This is a genomic window from Crassaminicella indica, from assembly GCF_019203185.1.
Lineage (GTDB): Bacteria > Bacillota > Clostridia > Peptostreptococcales > Thermotaleaceae > Crassaminicella > Crassaminicella indica.
This window is the reverse complement of record NZ_CP078093.1, coordinates 1,441,155-1,457,379: the sequence shown is the minus strand read 5'-3', so window position 1 is coordinate 1,457,379 and position 16,225 is coordinate 1,441,155. Positions and strand designations below refer to the sequence as shown.

The 16,225-nt window shown below is 30.8% G+C and carries 15 protein-coding genes; 1 reads left to right on the top strand and 14 read right to left on the bottom strand.

The features are described 5' to 3' along the window. Positions 1-101 precede the first annotated feature (101 nt). The 3 genes from KVH43_RS06990 to KVH43_RS06980 form a co-directional block, all read right to left on the bottom strand. Positions 102-1,754, bottom strand: coding sequence for a cobalamin B12-binding domain-containing protein (locus KVH43_RS06990; protein ID WP_218281848.1), 1,653 nt, complete (start codon positions 1,752-1,754; stop codon positions 102-104). After that, positions 1,754-2,884, bottom strand: a complete 1,131-nt coding sequence (locus tag KVH43_RS06985; protein ID WP_218281847.1) for an NAD/NADP octopine/nopaline dehydrogenase family protein — start codon at positions 2,882-2,884, stop codon at positions 1,754-1,756. The genes KVH43_RS06990 and KVH43_RS06985 overlap by 1 nt, the downstream gene beginning before the upstream one ends. Before the next feature lie 554 nt (positions 2,885-3,438). Further along, on the bottom strand, positions 3,439-5,031 hold the full coding sequence (locus tag KVH43_RS06980; RefSeq protein ID WP_218281846.1) for an NAD(P)/FAD-dependent oxidoreductase: 1,593 nt from the start codon (positions 5,029-5,031) through the stop codon (positions 3,439-3,441). 139 nt (positions 5,032-5,170) lie between these two features. On the opposite strand from KVH43_RS06980, the gene KVH43_RS06975 reads away from it, so the two are divergent. Continuing rightward, positions 5,171-5,437 (top strand): hypothetical protein, encoded by a 267-nt coding sequence (locus tag KVH43_RS06975; RefSeq protein WP_255547698.1) that lies wholly within the window; start codon positions 5,171-5,173, stop codon positions 5,435-5,437. Between the two features lie 101 nt (positions 5,438-5,538). On the opposite strand, the gene KVH43_RS06970 is transcribed toward KVH43_RS06975, so the two are convergent. The 11 genes from KVH43_RS06970 to KVH43_RS06920 form a co-directional block, all read right to left on the bottom strand. Next, positions 5,539-7,005, bottom strand: coding sequence for a methyl-accepting chemotaxis protein (locus KVH43_RS06970; RefSeq protein ID WP_218281845.1), 1,467 nt, complete (start codon positions 7,003-7,005; stop codon positions 5,539-5,541). Positions 7,006-7,131: 126 nt separating this feature from the next. Continuing rightward, a complete protein-coding gene (locus KVH43_RS06965; protein WP_255547844.1) occupies positions 7,132-8,160 on the bottom strand; it encodes an amidase domain-containing protein in 1,029 nt (342 codons plus the stop codon). Between the two features lie 206 nt (positions 8,161-8,366). Further along, positions 8,367-9,134, bottom strand: coding sequence for a L,D-transpeptidase family protein (locus KVH43_RS06960; RefSeq protein ID WP_255547697.1), 768 nt, complete (start codon positions 9,132-9,134; stop codon positions 8,367-8,369). 215 nt (positions 9,135-9,349) lie between these two features. Continuing rightward, positions 9,350-9,694, bottom strand: a complete 345-nt coding sequence (locus KVH43_RS06955; protein WP_218281843.1) for a SunI/YnzG family protein — start codon at positions 9,692-9,694, stop codon at positions 9,350-9,352. A gap of 254 nt (positions 9,695-9,948) precedes the next feature. Continuing rightward, positions 9,949-10,266 (bottom strand): CPBP family intramembrane glutamic endopeptidase, encoded by a 318-nt coding sequence (locus tag KVH43_RS06950; protein ID WP_218281842.1) that lies wholly within the window; start codon positions 10,264-10,266, stop codon positions 9,949-9,951. 86 nt (positions 10,267-10,352) lie between these two features. After that, positions 10,353-10,943 carry a DUF3137 domain-containing protein gene (locus KVH43_RS06945; RefSeq protein WP_218281841.1) on the bottom strand — a complete coding sequence of 197 codons (591 nt, stop codon included), beginning with the start codon at positions 10,941-10,943 and terminating at the stop codon, positions 10,353-10,355. Positions 10,944-11,195: 252 nt separating this feature from the next. After that, positions 11,196-11,681 (bottom strand): CPBP family intramembrane glutamic endopeptidase, encoded by a 486-nt coding sequence (locus KVH43_RS06940; RefSeq protein WP_218281840.1) that lies wholly within the window; start codon positions 11,679-11,681, stop codon positions 11,196-11,198. 192 nt (positions 11,682-11,873) lie between these two features. Further along, positions 11,874-12,275 (bottom strand): RNA-guided endonuclease TnpB family protein, encoded by a 402-nt coding sequence (locus tag KVH43_RS06935; RefSeq protein WP_255547843.1) that lies wholly within the window; start codon positions 12,273-12,275, stop codon positions 11,874-11,876. A 133-nt stretch (positions 12,276-12,408) separates the two neighbouring features. Then, entirely contained in the window at positions 12,409-13,251 is an 843-nt protein-coding gene (locus tag KVH43_RS06930) for a CPBP family intramembrane glutamic endopeptidase (RefSeq protein ID WP_218281838.1), read from the bottom strand. 621 nt (positions 13,252-13,872) lie between these two features. Continuing rightward, on the bottom strand, positions 13,873-14,913 hold the full coding sequence (locus KVH43_RS06925) for a CdaR family transcriptional regulator (protein ID WP_218281837.1): 1,041 nt from the start codon (positions 14,911-14,913) through the stop codon (positions 13,873-13,875). Positions 14,914-15,025: 112 nt separating this feature from the next. After that, on the bottom strand, positions 15,026-16,183 hold the full coding sequence (locus KVH43_RS06920) for a glycerate kinase family protein (RefSeq protein ID WP_218281836.1): 1,158 nt from the start codon (positions 16,181-16,183) through the stop codon (positions 15,026-15,028). Positions 16,184-16,225: the final 42 nt, after the last annotated feature.

Below are 16,225 nucleotides of genomic sequence, written 5' to 3'. Positions count from 1 at the left end.
TCGTTTTATGATTTCATTACATATTATGCTATCAAATACATTATGGTGTAAGATTATATATATTTTTTTAATTTAAAATAAGGTAGTCGATCGACTACCTTTTATGCAGAAAAGCTTTTATCGATTTCATTATTCAACAGTTCAGTAATTCTCTCCTTTTCAGAAACGACTCTTCCTAATCTTTTAGAGTAAGCCATACATTTTCCATTTACGATCCTTGTTTCTAAAGTTCCCTTTGCACTCTTATTTCCTCTTAAATGTGGTGCATCAATAATTCCCCTCTTGATAACATCTGTAAGTACCTTTGGATCACTCCAAGGATCTTTACTTTCAGGATATAGAGATTTTATTGTGTTCAATAAAATTTTTGCTTCCTCTATTAGCTCATTTTTTCTATTCTTCACAGCCTGATCCTTAGTCATATCTGCCATTCCATGAAGTGTAGATCTTATAACTCCTCTTACAATTTTACAGCTTTCAATTACATCTTCAGGCTTTGCTGCATGATCTGCTTCACTAAAGCCTACTACATGAACAATATGAGGTTTTATGCTCATAGCAAGATAGGTAGAAGCTGCTAATTGCCCCTTTGCTACATCTAAGTCCGCACTCAAGCTCGCAAGTCCTGCCCTTACTTGTCGATATGCTTTAAAGTTCTCATCTTCTAATGATTCAATCATCTCTATTTTTGCAAGCATTTTAGCAAGGTCCATACTATGATACATAGATGGAGGTACATTAAACATATATTGAGCAATATAATTTTTGACACCCATTTTCTTTGCATTATAAGCTGCTAAATATGCCATAGCTACACCAATAGTATCATGAGCATCTCTTAAACTCCAATGATGGGCTTCATTTACCTCTATAGGAATATTTCTCTTTGCATGCCACTTCATCAACTGCTGGCTCTGTGTAATAGATTCTAAAACTTCTCTTTGACCCCTTCCATCTAATACATTGTACCAGCATAGAGGCACAGCACACCATGCATTATTTATAGTATCCTTCAGCATTTCTGCAAACCGAAAAACTTCCGCTGTTCCACTATAGCATCTTAATAGCGGGTAATTGCCTCTTTGAGAAGCTTCATATAATTTTTTAAAGTCTTCTACTTTTCTTAATGGTACTCCACCTGCTCCATCTAAATCATGATCCATTTTTTCTGGTGTAAAAAAGTTTTCCTGTGCATTTTGATCTGGCCCTATAGAAATCACATCTAAAACCTTTGCCTCTGAAATCTTTTTTATCCCTTCATATGTTTCTTCAAAGGATGGCAGACCAAAATGATGCCTAATAACTGGATATGGATACTTAGATGCTATTCTTTCAACAATATTTTGAGGTTCATTCCCTGAAGCTTCTTTTAAATTTCTTCCTCTTATATAATTGATGACATCATCTAAATCCTCTGTACCATCAAATATTTTAGAAAAAAAGTCATATTCTTCTGCAATCTTTGCTACAGGTTTTGTTCCACCAAAAATCCACTCTATATCTTTTAAATTTTTTTCATATATATGTTTTTTAAGTTCATTAAGTAAAGGTCTTACTGCATCAGGAGTTAATCTAAAACCTATACTCACCACATCAGGCTTTATATTAATAATGGCAGCTATCAATTTTTCTATTTTAACTGCTGCTCCTAAAAATTCAACAGTATTTCCTTCTTCCTCTGCAAGTCTTAAAAAGTTTACAACACCACCTACATGTACACAATTTCCAATTGCTGCTCCTAAATATTTTTTCATTACGCTACCACTCCTCTTGAATCTGATACTTGACCATCGATGACGAAAGCCTGTATTTCATTTATAGATAATCCTTCTAGTCCCATATCTATTACTTTTCTGCCACTTCTATAATAATCCGTATTATGAAGAATAGATGCTAAGTGAACAATGGCTTGAATAGTTGGAGTTTGCAAACTTAGATGGTTTGCCATATCCCAAATAGGAACTAAGCTTTGAGGTACATCTTCATAAATATATCTAGTATCCAAACTCATAGGTGCCTGAATTCCCCAATATCCTTTTGCATTCTTTAACGCTTCACATAGGGTATTTCCATAAGCATTATATGTGTATGCCAACCATTCTTTTAAAGACATAACTTTAACCCCTAAAGCTCTCGCCACCTGAATTCTTTCTTCATCTACCTGCTCAATAATTTTAGCTACAGCAGGAGTAATGCCATCTATATAATATCTAAAATCCCCTTTTGTATTTTCAATCCTAGCACAATTTAAAATTGTTGGAATAGGATGAAGGAGAGCACCTACATTATTAAAGCTTGTTTCTAGCACGCTTGAAGCTGGTGTAAATTCTGGAAACACTTCATTGATTTTATTGATGAATTCATGATTCCTTACAGCTGGAAGGGCTGCAACTTTTACTTCTTCTTTTTTGCTGAATATTTTCACCTTTCCTTCTTCTAACGCTCTACATGCAAAAAGAAGTGTTTGTGCTTCCACAATACAAACTTCCTTTAATGGATTATGCCGTGCGATAATACTCTTAAACTCTAATGCGCCTCCTGTTCTTCCGGGATTTAGGACAATATATTGATCTTTTGTTACAAAAGGCGCAATATTGTTTGCAATGAATTTGTGTGCACTAGCAGGTAACACAACCATAATTACATCTACATTTTTTATAGCTTGTTCAATACTATTGGTAACTAAATTTAGTATTCCTCTTCCAACAACATCTCCTACAAGATCAATATACCCTCTTTGCTTAATCTTCTTAATTCTTTCAATGCTACGATTATATAGATTAACTTTATATCCCTTATAAGCTAAATAACCAGCTATTCCTTGTCCTCCATGTCCTGCACCGATAACAGCAAATTTAAGTTCTTTAAATAAATTTCCTTTCATCTAACAACCTCCCTACTATTCTTCTTATTTCTACAGCACTATCGTTTCAATTCACTAGTTATTCATAAATATTAAGAAACCATATATTTAGCACACAACAACACATCCATGTGTTTCCTCATGTTGTTTTGTAAATAGATGTAATTTTTGTAATATTCTGCATTTATAGAGGTGTAAAAAATTAACATTTCTCTACCACACATACATTCAGTATGCACAGTCAAAAATGATTACAGGATAAAATTTTTATTCAATTTTTATGATCTTTTCATACAAGGTAAAATTTTTAAATATAAGCAAATGATAGAATAAATAATCAGAAAGAATAATAAAGAAAAGCAATGTCCTGATCAGACAAAATTTAAATGAAAGCTTTCTTTAATTTAATTGCTTCTATTCTTTTATAGGATAAGACACGATTTTTTCGCGTACTCTTAGCAAGAATATTATATCATATTTGATATGTATTGTAAAGCTTCAAATATAAGATTCCAACTTCAAAACACAACACTACTATTCATATACTAAAATAACCAGCAAATTGCTGGTTATTCTTATATGAAAGGTGTATATTTCTCTATAATCCTCTCTGCTGCTTTTATCCCATCTACCGCAGCAGAAATAATCCCCCCTGCATATCCTGCTCCTTCCCCAATAGGATACATACCTTTTATGTTGATGCTTTCCATTGTATCCGCATTTCTTTCTATTCTAATAGGTGCTGAGCTTCTTGTTTCTACTCCTGTCATGACTGCATCGCTCATGGCAAACCCATTTAATTTTTTATCCATCTCAATAATAGCTTCCTTCATAGACTCTATCACAAAGCCTGGAAGACATTTTTTTAAATCTGTTAATTTCACACCCGGTAAATAAGAAGGCTTTACATTTCCTAATTTATTTGACGGTACATCCTTTAGAAAATCCCCTACTAATTGAGCTGGTGCAAAATAATTACTGCCTCCTGCTTGAAAGGCTAGTTTTTCCCATTTTTGTTGAAATGCTACACCTGCAAGTGGATGATCACTTTCAAAATCATCTGTATTTACCTGTACTAATAAAGCACTATTCGCGTTTTCTTTGTCACGCTTATATTCACTCATACCATTAGTTACTACCATATTCTCTTCAGATGCTGCAGCAACAACTGTTCCTCCCGGGCACATACAAAATGTATAAACCGCTCTACCATTTTTGCTCTGATAAGTTAGTCTGTAATCAGCAGCACCTAATCTTGGATGCTCTGCAAATTCTTTATACTGAGACCTATTCACCATGCCCTGTTGATGCTCTATGCGTACCCCTATTGAAAAAGGCTTTTGCCTAATTTGTACTCCTCTTTTATGTAAAATTTCATAAGTGTCTCTTGCACTATGACCTATAGCCAAAATCACCTCTTTCGCAGCTATTCTTGTACTTCCATTAATCTCCAATCCCTTTATCTTCCCATCTTCTATGAAAAAGTCCGTTACTTTACTTTTAAATCTAACCTCTCCCCCAAAAGCTTCTATGGATTTTCTTATATTTTTTACTACATTCTTTAAAATATCTGTTCCAATATGAGGCTTTTGCACATAAAGAATTTCCTCTGGTGCACCCATCTTTACAAATTCATCCAATACTTTTCTACATCTTATATCTTTTATTCTAGTGGTTAATTTTCCATCTGAAAAGGTTCCTGCTCCCCCTTCACCAAACTGAACATTTGAATCTATTTTGAGTTTTCCAATATTCCAAAAGCTTTCTACATCCTTTGTCCTTGTATCTACATCTTCTCCTCGTTCTAATATAATAGGTCTATATCCTCTCTTTGCAAGAATTAATCCTGCAAACATACCAGCAGGTCCCATACCAATAATAATAGGTTGATTCTCCAATCTTTTATTTCCTGAAGCTATATCCTTATATTCAAGAGAAGGACTCTTTTTTACATTTTTATTCTTCTTTAATATTTTCTCTTCATTTTTCACCTGTACATCAATGCTATAAACAAATGAAATATTCTTTCTCCTCGCATCTATTGATTCTCTATATATTTTATAATCAATAATATCCTTTTCATTTATCTTTAATTTTTTTGCAATTCTTTCTTTTAGAATACTTGTGTTCTCATCTAATGATAATTTTACTTCGTTTACACGAATCATCTCTTTTCTTCCTTTCTTTCAAGCTATGAGATATTATATCACATTTATATTATCTAATATGCACATTTTTAATGATCTATTTTATAAAATGTATCACAACCTCGTCCTATTTATCGTATCTTAAAGCAGGGGTGATATCTTGATAGACTCTAAAATAGGTATATTGATTGTTGTCGTTTTTGGTATTACCGAAACGCTAGAAAAATTTGGACTTGCCAAAAGATATGCTCATTTAATCGCTCTGCCATTAGGTGTATTAGGTAGCTTTCTGTTCTTAAAATTCTCATCTACGGCAGAATATATCATCTACGGCTTGTTCACTGGTATTGCATCAGTTGGAACATGCGATACAGTTTGTAATGTAGTAAGTAATATAAAAACAAAAAATTACACCGATCAAAAATAATTCCTGTCACCCTAATTCATATTAGAAAAGAGGCGGAAATTTCCACCTCTTTTCTAGTACTGTATTACATTTATATCCAAATTAAACCTTGAACTCTTATCTTAAAAAACATCTATTCCTTGTTGTGAAAGTTCTTTTGTTTTTTCCTTTAAGGCAACAAACATTTCCATTACTTTCTGAGAATATTCCTTTGCTTTTTTACTATCTCTCTGCGCACTGATTCTATCGTTATTTTCAATATGCTCCATAACATAATGTCCTAATGCATGGAGTTCTAGATGAATTTGCTCAATTTTACCCCAAATTCTTTTGATTTCAGTATGAACAGGATTTACAGCATAATAAAAATGCCCAAATTTACATTTTGTTCCATCTATTTGTATTGGCTGAATTTTCATTTCTTCAGCCATCTTCTGCAACGTATTGATCCAATTTATATGCCCATGAATAGCATGCTCTAGTATTTCTATAAAATCATCGTTGCTGATTTTAAAATATGCTTCATTGCTCATTTTTCCACTGATTTTAGAAAGATGTGATAACTCCTCTTCTATTCTTTCTATTTCATTTCCTAACCGGCTAATTTCTTCTGATTTTTTGTATAGATCATCTGCAACATATAATAATTTATTACTATCTTCACTGACAACCTGCATAGCTGCACTCACTTGTTGACTAGCTACACTAATTTCTTCCGTACTATCTGCCATAACTTTGATTCCACTACTTACAGATTCTATAACGCTTCTACTTTCAGCAAAAGCTCTTATCATTTGCTCTGTATATTTATCTATATTTCCAATAGCTTTTAATGTATCTTTCACACTTTCTCTACTTTTATTCGATACAGCCTCTATTGTAAGCATCATTGTTTCTACTGAATGTAATTGTTCTTTTGTGCTTTCTGCAAGCTTTTTAACTTCATCTGCAACTACTGCAAAACCTCTACCATTTTCACCTGCTCTTGCTGCTTCAATACTTGCATTTAAAGCCAATAAATTTGTATGCCCTGCAATCTCACTAATCCCTGCAACAATATTTTTCATTTCTTCTATTACTGATAATAAATTTTTCGTATCTTCATCCATTGAAACAGCACTATTAGAGACATCTGCCTGCATCTTCTTCATTTGCTTAATCATTTTATCATTTGTTTCTGTAATCTTTAATAATGTATCTGTTTGTACTAAAATATTTTCAACAGAAGATGCATGTTCCACTATTGTATCTGCTACTTGAGTCATACTTGCATTTGTTTGCTGAATAGCTGCCCCCATAGTTTCAGAAGCTTCTTTTAGTTTTATAGCTACTCTTTTTATATCACTTGAAAAATGAAACAAGCCTACATTAAAGGTACTCACTTCCGTTGCTATACGTAATGTCCCTTTTATCAGCTGATTGATTCTTGGTATACTCACCTTACAGGTTTTTAATATCTTTGTAAATAATTTCACAACCTTATTTCCATAATTCTCCTTATCTGCTTTCTCCAAACTACTCACATCATTACTCTCAAAATTTTCAATAAGTTCATTTATTTGTTTTACTATTTTTCTGTTCCTAAACATCATTCGTCCCCCCCTATACCTGCCCCAAGTTTACCATTATTATACATTATATAAATACATATGTCATCATATTTTCAAATAAAAATCATAGTAATCATATAAAGAAACTTTGGTTTCTATAATTTTTCAAAAATGCACATGAATAAGCCAAAACCTTATATCTCTATCACTCCAGCCAAGATCCCATGGTACTCTATATCTATCTGTATTATGCGAATTTACAAGAGGATACCCTTTAGAGTCAGCACCTGTTATCACAGATATATGTGTAATCTTTCCATTTTTTTCATAAGCTATAAAATCACCAGGTAAAAGCTTATAAGCAGCTTTATATACTTTGTCATAAGTTCCATAAGCAACCTTAGAAGCTCTTCCACTATAGAGCATATAATCTTTAAAGCCATGCGCATTGATCCACGCCCTTGTAGCACCCTTTCCATAATTCCATGAATAGTTTTTTCTAAATTTTCCTCCTTCGTACAAAATTTGAGAAGCAAAGTTTGCACAATCTCCTCCTAATGGATTATAGTTTTTATATTTCTTATTATAAGAGTATTCTCTATCACCTGCTGCTCCACAATATTTATCTGCATAGCATACAGCATTTTTTCTTCTTTCTATCATATTTGAGAAATCTCTGACATCCTGAGATAATATATATTCTTTTATTTTTTCTGTTTTTACTTGTTCAAGATGCATAGAATCTGCAAATGGATCTGTATACCATTCTCTAATAATCACCCACCCCTCTTCAGTAGGTCTAATATCTAAAGAATGATAAGTTCCTATTCTAAAAAGATTTATTTTTTCTGGATCGTTTTCATAAACATATTTATACTCAGAACAGACAGTCAAATTAACAGTAATGCGATCTCCTTTATCCTTTATCCATTTCACCATTACAATTGGATTAATATCTGTAAATTTTATTCCCTGTTTTTCAGACCATCCATGTAAATATTTCATTTTTTTCTTCTCATGCTCATAAGCCCATAATCCATATTTTCTTGAACAATCATATAGATTTTTAAGCGCTTCCATATCATTATTTAAAATAGCATTAGTTCTTTTATCAAAAATCTTCTGTAGTTCATGTGATATTTCTTGTTCTACAAAAACAGTAGATACTTTAGGAACAAAAAGGAATAAAAGCATGCACAAAATAAAAAAAGTAAAAATTCCTAATAATATCATTAATCTTTTTTTCTTCATTGTAATAAATATAAGCATGCTGCTCCCTCCTTAAAAGCTATTCATAAAAGTATATGTAAAAAAATAAAAAAGTAGGATTCTTGCCACATTTTTATATAAAATTATTTTGCCTAATAAAAAAAGTTCCTACTATATCTCAGCAGAAACTTTTATTCAAACAACTGTATTCCTAAAGCTTTATAAAATTCTCCATCTATATTATGTGTAAGATTTAGTCCATGATCCTTTCTGAATTTAATCACATATCTTTTCATACCTTCTCCGTAAATACCATCCACCCATAGTGGATAATATCCTTTTTCTTTCATAAACCTTTGTACTTCATAAACATCTGAACCCCTAAAGCCTGGCTCTATTATCCGAAATCCATTCCCAAAAGGACCAAAGACACCTCCCTGTATGGTCACAGGAGTACCTACTTTGACAAACTTATATAACTCCTCTACATCCTTATTGTTCATTCTTATACAACCATGAGAAGATGCCCATCCAATAGAATTTGGTTTGTTGGTACCATGTATTCCGTATTTGCCCCACGGTACATTAAGTGCCATAAACCTTGTACCAAAGCCTTCTCCCCATCTTCCTTTTCCAATAATTTTCCAACTACCAATAGGAGATGGAGTACTTGGCTTGCCACTTGCAATTCTGTATTTTCGTAGAATTTTTTTATAATCTAAATCAATCAATTCTAATCTTTTTTCATTAATATCTATAAGTATCCAAAGATTTTTATAATCAGGATTTTCTTTAAGCTTTTTTTCTTCCCATCCTACATATTCATTTTCCTTACATAATCTTATAGGTGCATTTAAGTCCACCTTGTTTTCTGTATGCTCAAAAAAGCTGCCTACATAAAGCAGCATACTCATACATAAACTGTAGATCATTATCCATAATAAACATCTTTTCAACATTATCCCTCCCCCTGCATAATTCATTATATGCAAGAAAAAGGATTGTCTATTACTACAGTTCTATACGTTTTCTTTTCTGAACAGTAAGTCTTTACCATTCTCATATAATTTTAATTTGTTCAAATTCGATAAGGGGCTAAATAGCCACTACATCATATAATTCTACTTTATCTCCATGTAAACAATTCTTTTAAGGTGATGAAAATATTATTCATTTATTTAAGTTCTATCCCATTTTTCTTAACATCTTCTATAAATTTTTGAATGTTGTTTAAAGCAATAAAGTATGTTTTATTATTATTCATTTTAATAACTATCCTATCCGTTACATTGTAATATGACATTGATAGGTATATACATGTTTCGTCCTTTTCTTCTGGTTGTGAATACTGATTAGATATAAAAATATGCTTTATTTCACTAATAGCAATATTTGTTTTAGCAAAGCCACTTCTAATAATAATTTGTCCATTTGTTATACAATAGCTTGTAGATAACAAATACGAAAGGCTTCCTACTACTACAAAAATTATTGCAATTGCTAACAATATACTATTCATTATTTTCTCTCCTTTTATAATATGTCTAGTTAAAACACTAGTTTGCAAGTTTGACTAAGCAATCTTGTTCCCTTTTAAGTAATTATCTGTTTTGTATTTTTTTAAGTCTAATTCGCTTTTCTCAAAAGCATTCTTCGTAGCAACCCGGAGTATAAGGAGTTGCTTTTCTACTGTTATATAAGCAATAAAATTACTTGTTGACAAAATCCCCCTTATCTCTACAATTTAATTCTTTTCTTCCTAATATGAAAATTTCACAAATATGAAAATATAACCGATATCATATTTATAAAACTATGTATCAAAATAACTACTACAGATGCATTCTTTCCCTTTTTACTATAAATTGAAAATGAATATGTTAAGATCAACCCTATTATAAATGCACTCATAGCATAATAAGCATTATAAATCATATGCATTCCACTAAAACACACAGCAGAAAATAGCATAATTAAAAATTCTTTACTTTTAAACCATCTCATTTCTTTCATCACTGTAAATACAAATGTTTGAAATACTAAGGTTTCAATTATAGGAGATAAAATTATGGCAAATAATATTTCATCCAAAACATTAATTCTTCCAAGTAGATTGTTAGTGTTTTTTTCTGTGATCTACAACTATTATTCGCTATCATTTTGAACCTCCAGCGAGCTTATAATTTAGAATTTATCCTATCTATCATTCCCATATTACATAACTCATTTAATAATTTCTCAAATAATTCAAACAATTGTTTTAATCTATCTACATCTTTTATTTCACCATCAACACTAAACTTTAATTCGGCAATATTATTCTCTAATATATTACTACCTCCGTACTCATCTGTAATTTCCAAATATATTCCAGATTGAGCATTTATCATTTCTCTAATCTTTTTATTTGAAAATAATTGTTTTACTTTTTGTTCATCATTTCCTTTAATTATGAATTTATCATCAAATATGCTATCGCCTATCAATATATTCTGCATACCAAATAATCTACCTATCTTACTAAATAAGCCATTTTTATGAATTTTAAAAGTAAATCCTGATATATTCACAAAACGTGCTCGTATCCTAGTATGAGTAGTACGTGTTCGCCCTGTTGCAATAAGCTGTGTATCTAAAACAATTCTCCAATTAGATATATTTGCTTTAACCTGTGAAGATTTGAATAATCCACCTTCTACGTATTTACCATCTATTTCTCTACTAAACTGTATCCATTTTTCTTCCGTATCATATCCAATCCAACCCATTCCCAGCACCTCTCTATTTATAATTTGTCTTTATCCTCAAATGTCCATTTTAGATTTGTATAACAACAATACAAAAAATTATAAGCAAATTTCATATTACACCAATATTTCATAATATTTATTAAATAAATTTTTTTAAACTAAACAGCAAAAGAGCAACCAAGAGTATAAGAATTGCTTTTCTACTGTTATATAGGTAATAAAATTACTTGTTGACAAAATCCCCCTTATCTCTACAATTTAATCTTCTTCCTAATATGAAAATATAACCGATATCATATTTATAAAACTATGTATCAAAATAACTACTACAGATGCTTTCTTTCCCTTTTTACTATAAATTGAAAATGAATATGCTAAGATCAACCCTATTATGAATGCACTCATAGCATAATAAGCATTATAAATCATATGCATTCCGCTAAAACACACAGCAGAGAATAGCATAATTAAAAATTCTTTACTTTTAAACCATCTCATTTCTTTCATCACTGTAAATACAAATGTTTGAAATACTAAAGTTTCAATTATAGGAGATAAAATTATGGCAAATAATATTTCATCCAAAACATTAATATAAGTTGGTCCTCCATCTTGACTAAAATTAATACCCATAATCAAGTAGATAATGTTTAAGAGAATAATTGAAGATGCATAACCTACACATGCCATGAACACCACATATTTGGGAGTCTTCATGTTATACAAAAAATCATTACAAGTCTTTAGCATTCTCATATTTGTCCTCCCTTTTAATGTATTGGGTGTAATTTATCCTCATCTTGACTTTTTTCTAGCTGTGAACTCTCCCTCCACTTGATCACGCTGAAGTGGGGGCTTCTTGGTGTATCCAAGAACTTTTCCTGCTTCATAAACCTCGTAACCTACTATCTCCACAGGCTATCTCCGTAAGACCTACGGTTCTTATTTTTATGCTATATCTACTAATCCTTGTTTTAGAATATTTTTGCTTGCATTTATATCTCTATCATGAATACTGTCGCATTTAGGACATTTCCATTCTCTTATTTGTAATGGCATATCTTCCATAACATACCCACATTCACTACAAGTTTTTGATGATGGATACCATCTATCTATTTTATGAAGTTTTCTTCCATACCACTTTGCTTTATATACAAGTATAGTAACAAATTTATACCAACTTACATCTGAAATACTTTGTGCTAATTTATCATTTTTCATCATATTTTTGACCGCTAAATCCTCAAGAACTACAACTTGGTTTTCGCTTATAATTCTTTTAGATAATTTATGAATAAAATCCAATCTTTGATTCGTTACTTTTTCATGTAATTTAGCAACCTTTATTCTTTGTTAGATTTTATTTTTAGTTAATAATATAAATACTCGATACAATATTCATTTATTTAAGTTCTATCCCATTTTTATTAACATCTTCCATAAATTTTTGAACATTATTTAATATGATAGGCACTAAATATTATGATTGAATAGATGCATCTACATTAGATAATTCCTCATAAGATCTTTTGTATTGCAAATATAAAGGAATCATAAAACCTACTGAAGCTATAACACCTGGAATAATAAGTATAGTCGCAAATTTTATACTATAATTAAGTATTCTTGGGAATACAATAATCCCCATAATATTATAGACAATATGACCTACAATAGGCGCCCATATAGATTTACTCCAAACATAAATAATGGCTAAAATTATACCTAAAAAGAAAGTATAAATGCCTTGTAACATATTCCCATGAAAAAGACCAAATATAAGAGCCTGCAAAGCAACGCTAATAATAATATTGATATGTTTTCTTAATTCATTAAAAATAAGTCCTCTAAACAAAACTTCTTCAAAAATAGGCAATAAAATCAATACACAAATTGCCCCTAAAAATGATGCACTTCCTGCTGCTATACTTTTTGAAACCTGTTCGTAGCTTTTAAATAAATGTTGTGTAGACATAACTACATTACTACTAACAAAGGATAAACTGATAAGCCCAAGCACAATCCATATATACTGTTTTACAGAAAGCTTTTCAAATTTACACCTTTGCCATAAGTTTTCCTCTTTGTTTCTTAGTATTAGCATATAAATCACTAACGTAACAATTGCAGCTGTGGCTACAAAAATAAATGTATTTTGTGTAATACCTTCTTGAATTTTGCCTACCAATTCTTCATTTGGAACCTTACCAGCATACTTTATTGCATAAAAAATACTACCAGCAAATATTGCTGCAATTTGAAGTACAAAATATATAATTGAATACATAAATATATTTCCTACCATTTTTAAATATTTTTTCACAAAACCATCTCCTAACTTCTTATAATTTTAAAATTCTTATATATATAGGTAAACAACTTCAAAATGAAATATAAAAGATAGTTCATTCCAGATAACTTTTGAAAAAACAAAACTTCATTCCATGAAAAAATACTAAACCTTCAAAACTCACTTCGTTCAAACAATGAAGGTTCTTAACGTATTTTTTATGAAATTTCAGTAAGTTTTTTTACAAAAGTTATCGAAGTCATTCACTTATCTTTATATATTTCTTTTTTAATGTTGATGTTGTTTATCTATAGGGATCCAACTTCAAAGTTTAATTATTTATAAAAGCTTTTTGCATATACAATAGACTTTATTTTGTCTTTAAGAGAATTGAGTTTTTGGTAAACTGATGAAAAATCATTAAATAATTCATCTTCTGATTCTGAACACCTAGCTACTGTTTGATGAATTATATTTTTAACTCTTTTTTAATTTCTTGAGTTGGATCCCTATATATTTAACAATTAAAACACATAGAATTAGATAAATCAATATGATTGCTCAAAAAGTTAAAACCTCCATAGCTAAATCTATATCTATATTTATTAGACCATCAAACGCTCCCTTCTTTTCTTATAGATGAAAAAATATGCACTAATTCCATACAATCCCTGAAAGCAACTCTACTAAGTCTAATAAATTTTTAGGATGCTTTTCTGTTAACTCATATATTTTTTCCAAACGATAATTTAAAGTATTTCTATGTATATTCAAATGTTTTGCTGTTTCGTTCATTTCTCCATTTGCTTCAATATATGTTTGAAGTGTTTTTATTAGTTCTAGCTTTTCTCCTGCTCTTTCTAAGCTTTTAATCAAATGAATTCTTTTATTTTTATTTTCATGTGTTAGACCAATAAAAAATTCCAATTCTTTATATGTATATACTTTTTTACTCGGCATTATTTTTTTCCCTATCTCAATAGCAAGCCCTGCTTTTTCTAAAGAATTAGAAAAAGGCTTAGAAAAATCACCTACTCCCATTTTTTTTATTTCCTCTTGATCTTCAAGCAGTTGAATTAGCATATGATTTTTTTTATTCTCTTCTAAAAATAATACCACCCGCTGAGCATCTAATCGTAAAAAATGGGTAGACATAGGAAGTAACTTTTTTAATGTTTTCTCAAAATTTTCCATATTTTCTCCAATCAATATAATCCCTTGATAATTATTATCAAGATTTACACCATAATTGCTAGATAATGAATAAAATTCTTTATCATATTCTTTTTTTCTATAGGCTAATTCATAAAGAAATTCTTCCATTTGTTTTTCTTTTTCTTGATCTTGTTTTAATCTTTTCGCCTGTTCAATTAATAAAGCAGCTGTAACACGAACCAATTTACTAAAAGGACGAACTTCTTCGGGATCTCCTGTAAGACCAACAACTCCAACAACTTCTCCATTAATCAAAATAGGTTCGTTCACCCCGAGCTTAGCACCCTTTCCAAGTTTATGAACTTCAATCATCTGCTTTTTTTCAATAGCTTTCACCGCTCCTTCATGTATCTTTCCAATTCTATTTCGATCGCCACTTCCAATAATCATACCTTTTTCATTCATAACATTTACATTATAAGGAATAACCTTCATCATTTCTTTAACTATTTTTTGAGCTAGATTTTTAGATAACTTCATTCATATCCTCCCTATGTAAAAGTCAAAAATATAAAAATTATGATTCACCAATATTTATTAGCGAATCATAATGATAGTAACATTATTTACATAATAAAACTACATATTTTTACTATTTTATTTTCTTTTGTATCATATTGATCATTCGAATTATATTTTCACTTACCTTTTCTGTATTCTTTTTTCCATCAACTAAAGCTTCTTCTAAAGAGCTTACACCCTGCATAATGCTAAAAATTGCATCTATACCATTTTCATATAACACTTCTACTCCATGCCCTACTTTTCCAGCTAAAGCAATTACTGGAATATTATATTTTTTTGCAACTTGTGCTACACCAAGTGGAGTTTTTCCATATATTGTTTGATGATCTATACTTCCTTCACCTGTCCAAACAATATCTGCATTTTTTATTTTTTCTTCTAGCTTAGTATATTTCACTACCATTTGAATACCGTTTACTAATGTTCCATTTAAGAAAGCCATAAGCCCTGCACCTAATCCACCTGCTGCTCCTGCTCCAGGTACATTCATAATATCTTTCCCTAAAAATTCTTTTATTTTTTTTCCGTAATGTTCAAGATTTTCATCTAATATTTTTACCATTTCTTCTGTTGCTCCTTTTTGTGGTCCAAACACATAAGAAGCTCCCTTCGGTCCTACTAAAGGATTGTTTACATCACACGCTACTTCTATTTCTATATCTCTTAATCTAGTATCTAAATTACTTAAGTCAATTTTTGCTAGTCTTCCTAGCTCACCTCCACCTAAAGGAAGTTCTATTCCGTCTTTGTCTAGTAATTTTCCTCCTAAAGCTTGTATCATCCCAGCACCACCATCATTGGTTGCACTGCCTCCTATTCCAATTAGCAATTTTTTTATTGGATGATCTAAACAAGCTTTTATCAACTGTCCTGTTCCAAAGGTAGAAGCTTTCATTGGATTTCTTTCTTTCGCTGATACTAATTGAATGCCACTAGCACTTGCCATTTCTATAGCAGCTATTTCTCCATTTCCTAAAATTCCATATTCAGCTTCTACTTCTCTCCCTAAAGGTCCTTGAACTTTTACTTTATATACTTTTCCATCTGTTGCATCTACCAACGACTGCATAGTACCTTCTCCTCCATCAGCCATTGGTACCTTAATACATTTAATATTTGCATCAACTTTCTTTATGCCTCTTTCCATTGCCTCACAGACTTCCTTTGCAGTCATACTTTCTTTAAAAGAATCTGGAGCTAAAACAATTGTCATATCCTTTTTCATTTTCTACACTAACCTCTTCCCATTTATATTTACTCAATTAAT

Bases quoted from the DNA above. Each gene is read 5' to 3' on its own strand.
- KVH43_RS06990 (WP_218281848.1), bottom strand. From the start codon at position 1,754: ATGAAAAAATATTTAGGAGCAGCAATTGGAAATTGTGTACATGTAGGT.
- KVH43_RS06985 (WP_218281847.1), bottom strand. From the start codon at position 2,884: ATGAAAGGAAATTTATTTAAAGAACTTAAATTTGCTGTTATCGGTGCA.
- KVH43_RS06980 (WP_218281846.1), bottom strand. From the start codon at position 5,031: ATGATTCGTGTAAACGAAGTAAAATTATCATTAGATGAGAACACAAGT.
- KVH43_RS06970 (WP_218281845.1), bottom strand. From the start codon at position 7,005: ATGTTTAGGAACAGAAAAATAGTAAAACAAATAAATGAACTTATTGAA.
- KVH43_RS06965 (WP_255547844.1), bottom strand. From the start codon at position 8,160: ATGCTTTTATTCCTTTTTGTTCCTAAAGTATCTACTGTTTTTGTAGAA.
- KVH43_RS06960 (WP_255547697.1), bottom strand. From the start codon at position 9,134: ATGTTGAAAAGATGTTTATTATGGATAATGATCTACAGTTTATGTATG.
- KVH43_RS06955 (WP_218281843.1), bottom strand. From the start codon at position 9,694: ATGAATAGTATATTGTTAGCAATTGCAATAATTTTTGTAGTAGTAGGA.
- KVH43_RS06945 (WP_218281841.1), bottom strand. From the start codon at position 10,943: ATGGGTTGGATTGGATATGATACGGAAGAAAAATGGATACAGTTTAGT.
- KVH43_RS06940 (WP_218281840.1), bottom strand. From the start codon at position 11,681: ATGAGAATGCTAAAGACTTGTAATGATTTTTTGTATAACATGAAGACT.
- KVH43_RS06925 (WP_218281837.1), bottom strand. From the start codon at position 14,913: ATGAAGTTATCTAAAAATCTAGCTCAAAAAATAGTTAAAGAAATGATG.
- KVH43_RS06920 (WP_218281836.1), bottom strand. From the start codon at position 16,183: ATGAAAAAGGATATGACAATTGTTTTAGCTCCAGATTCTTTTAAAGAA.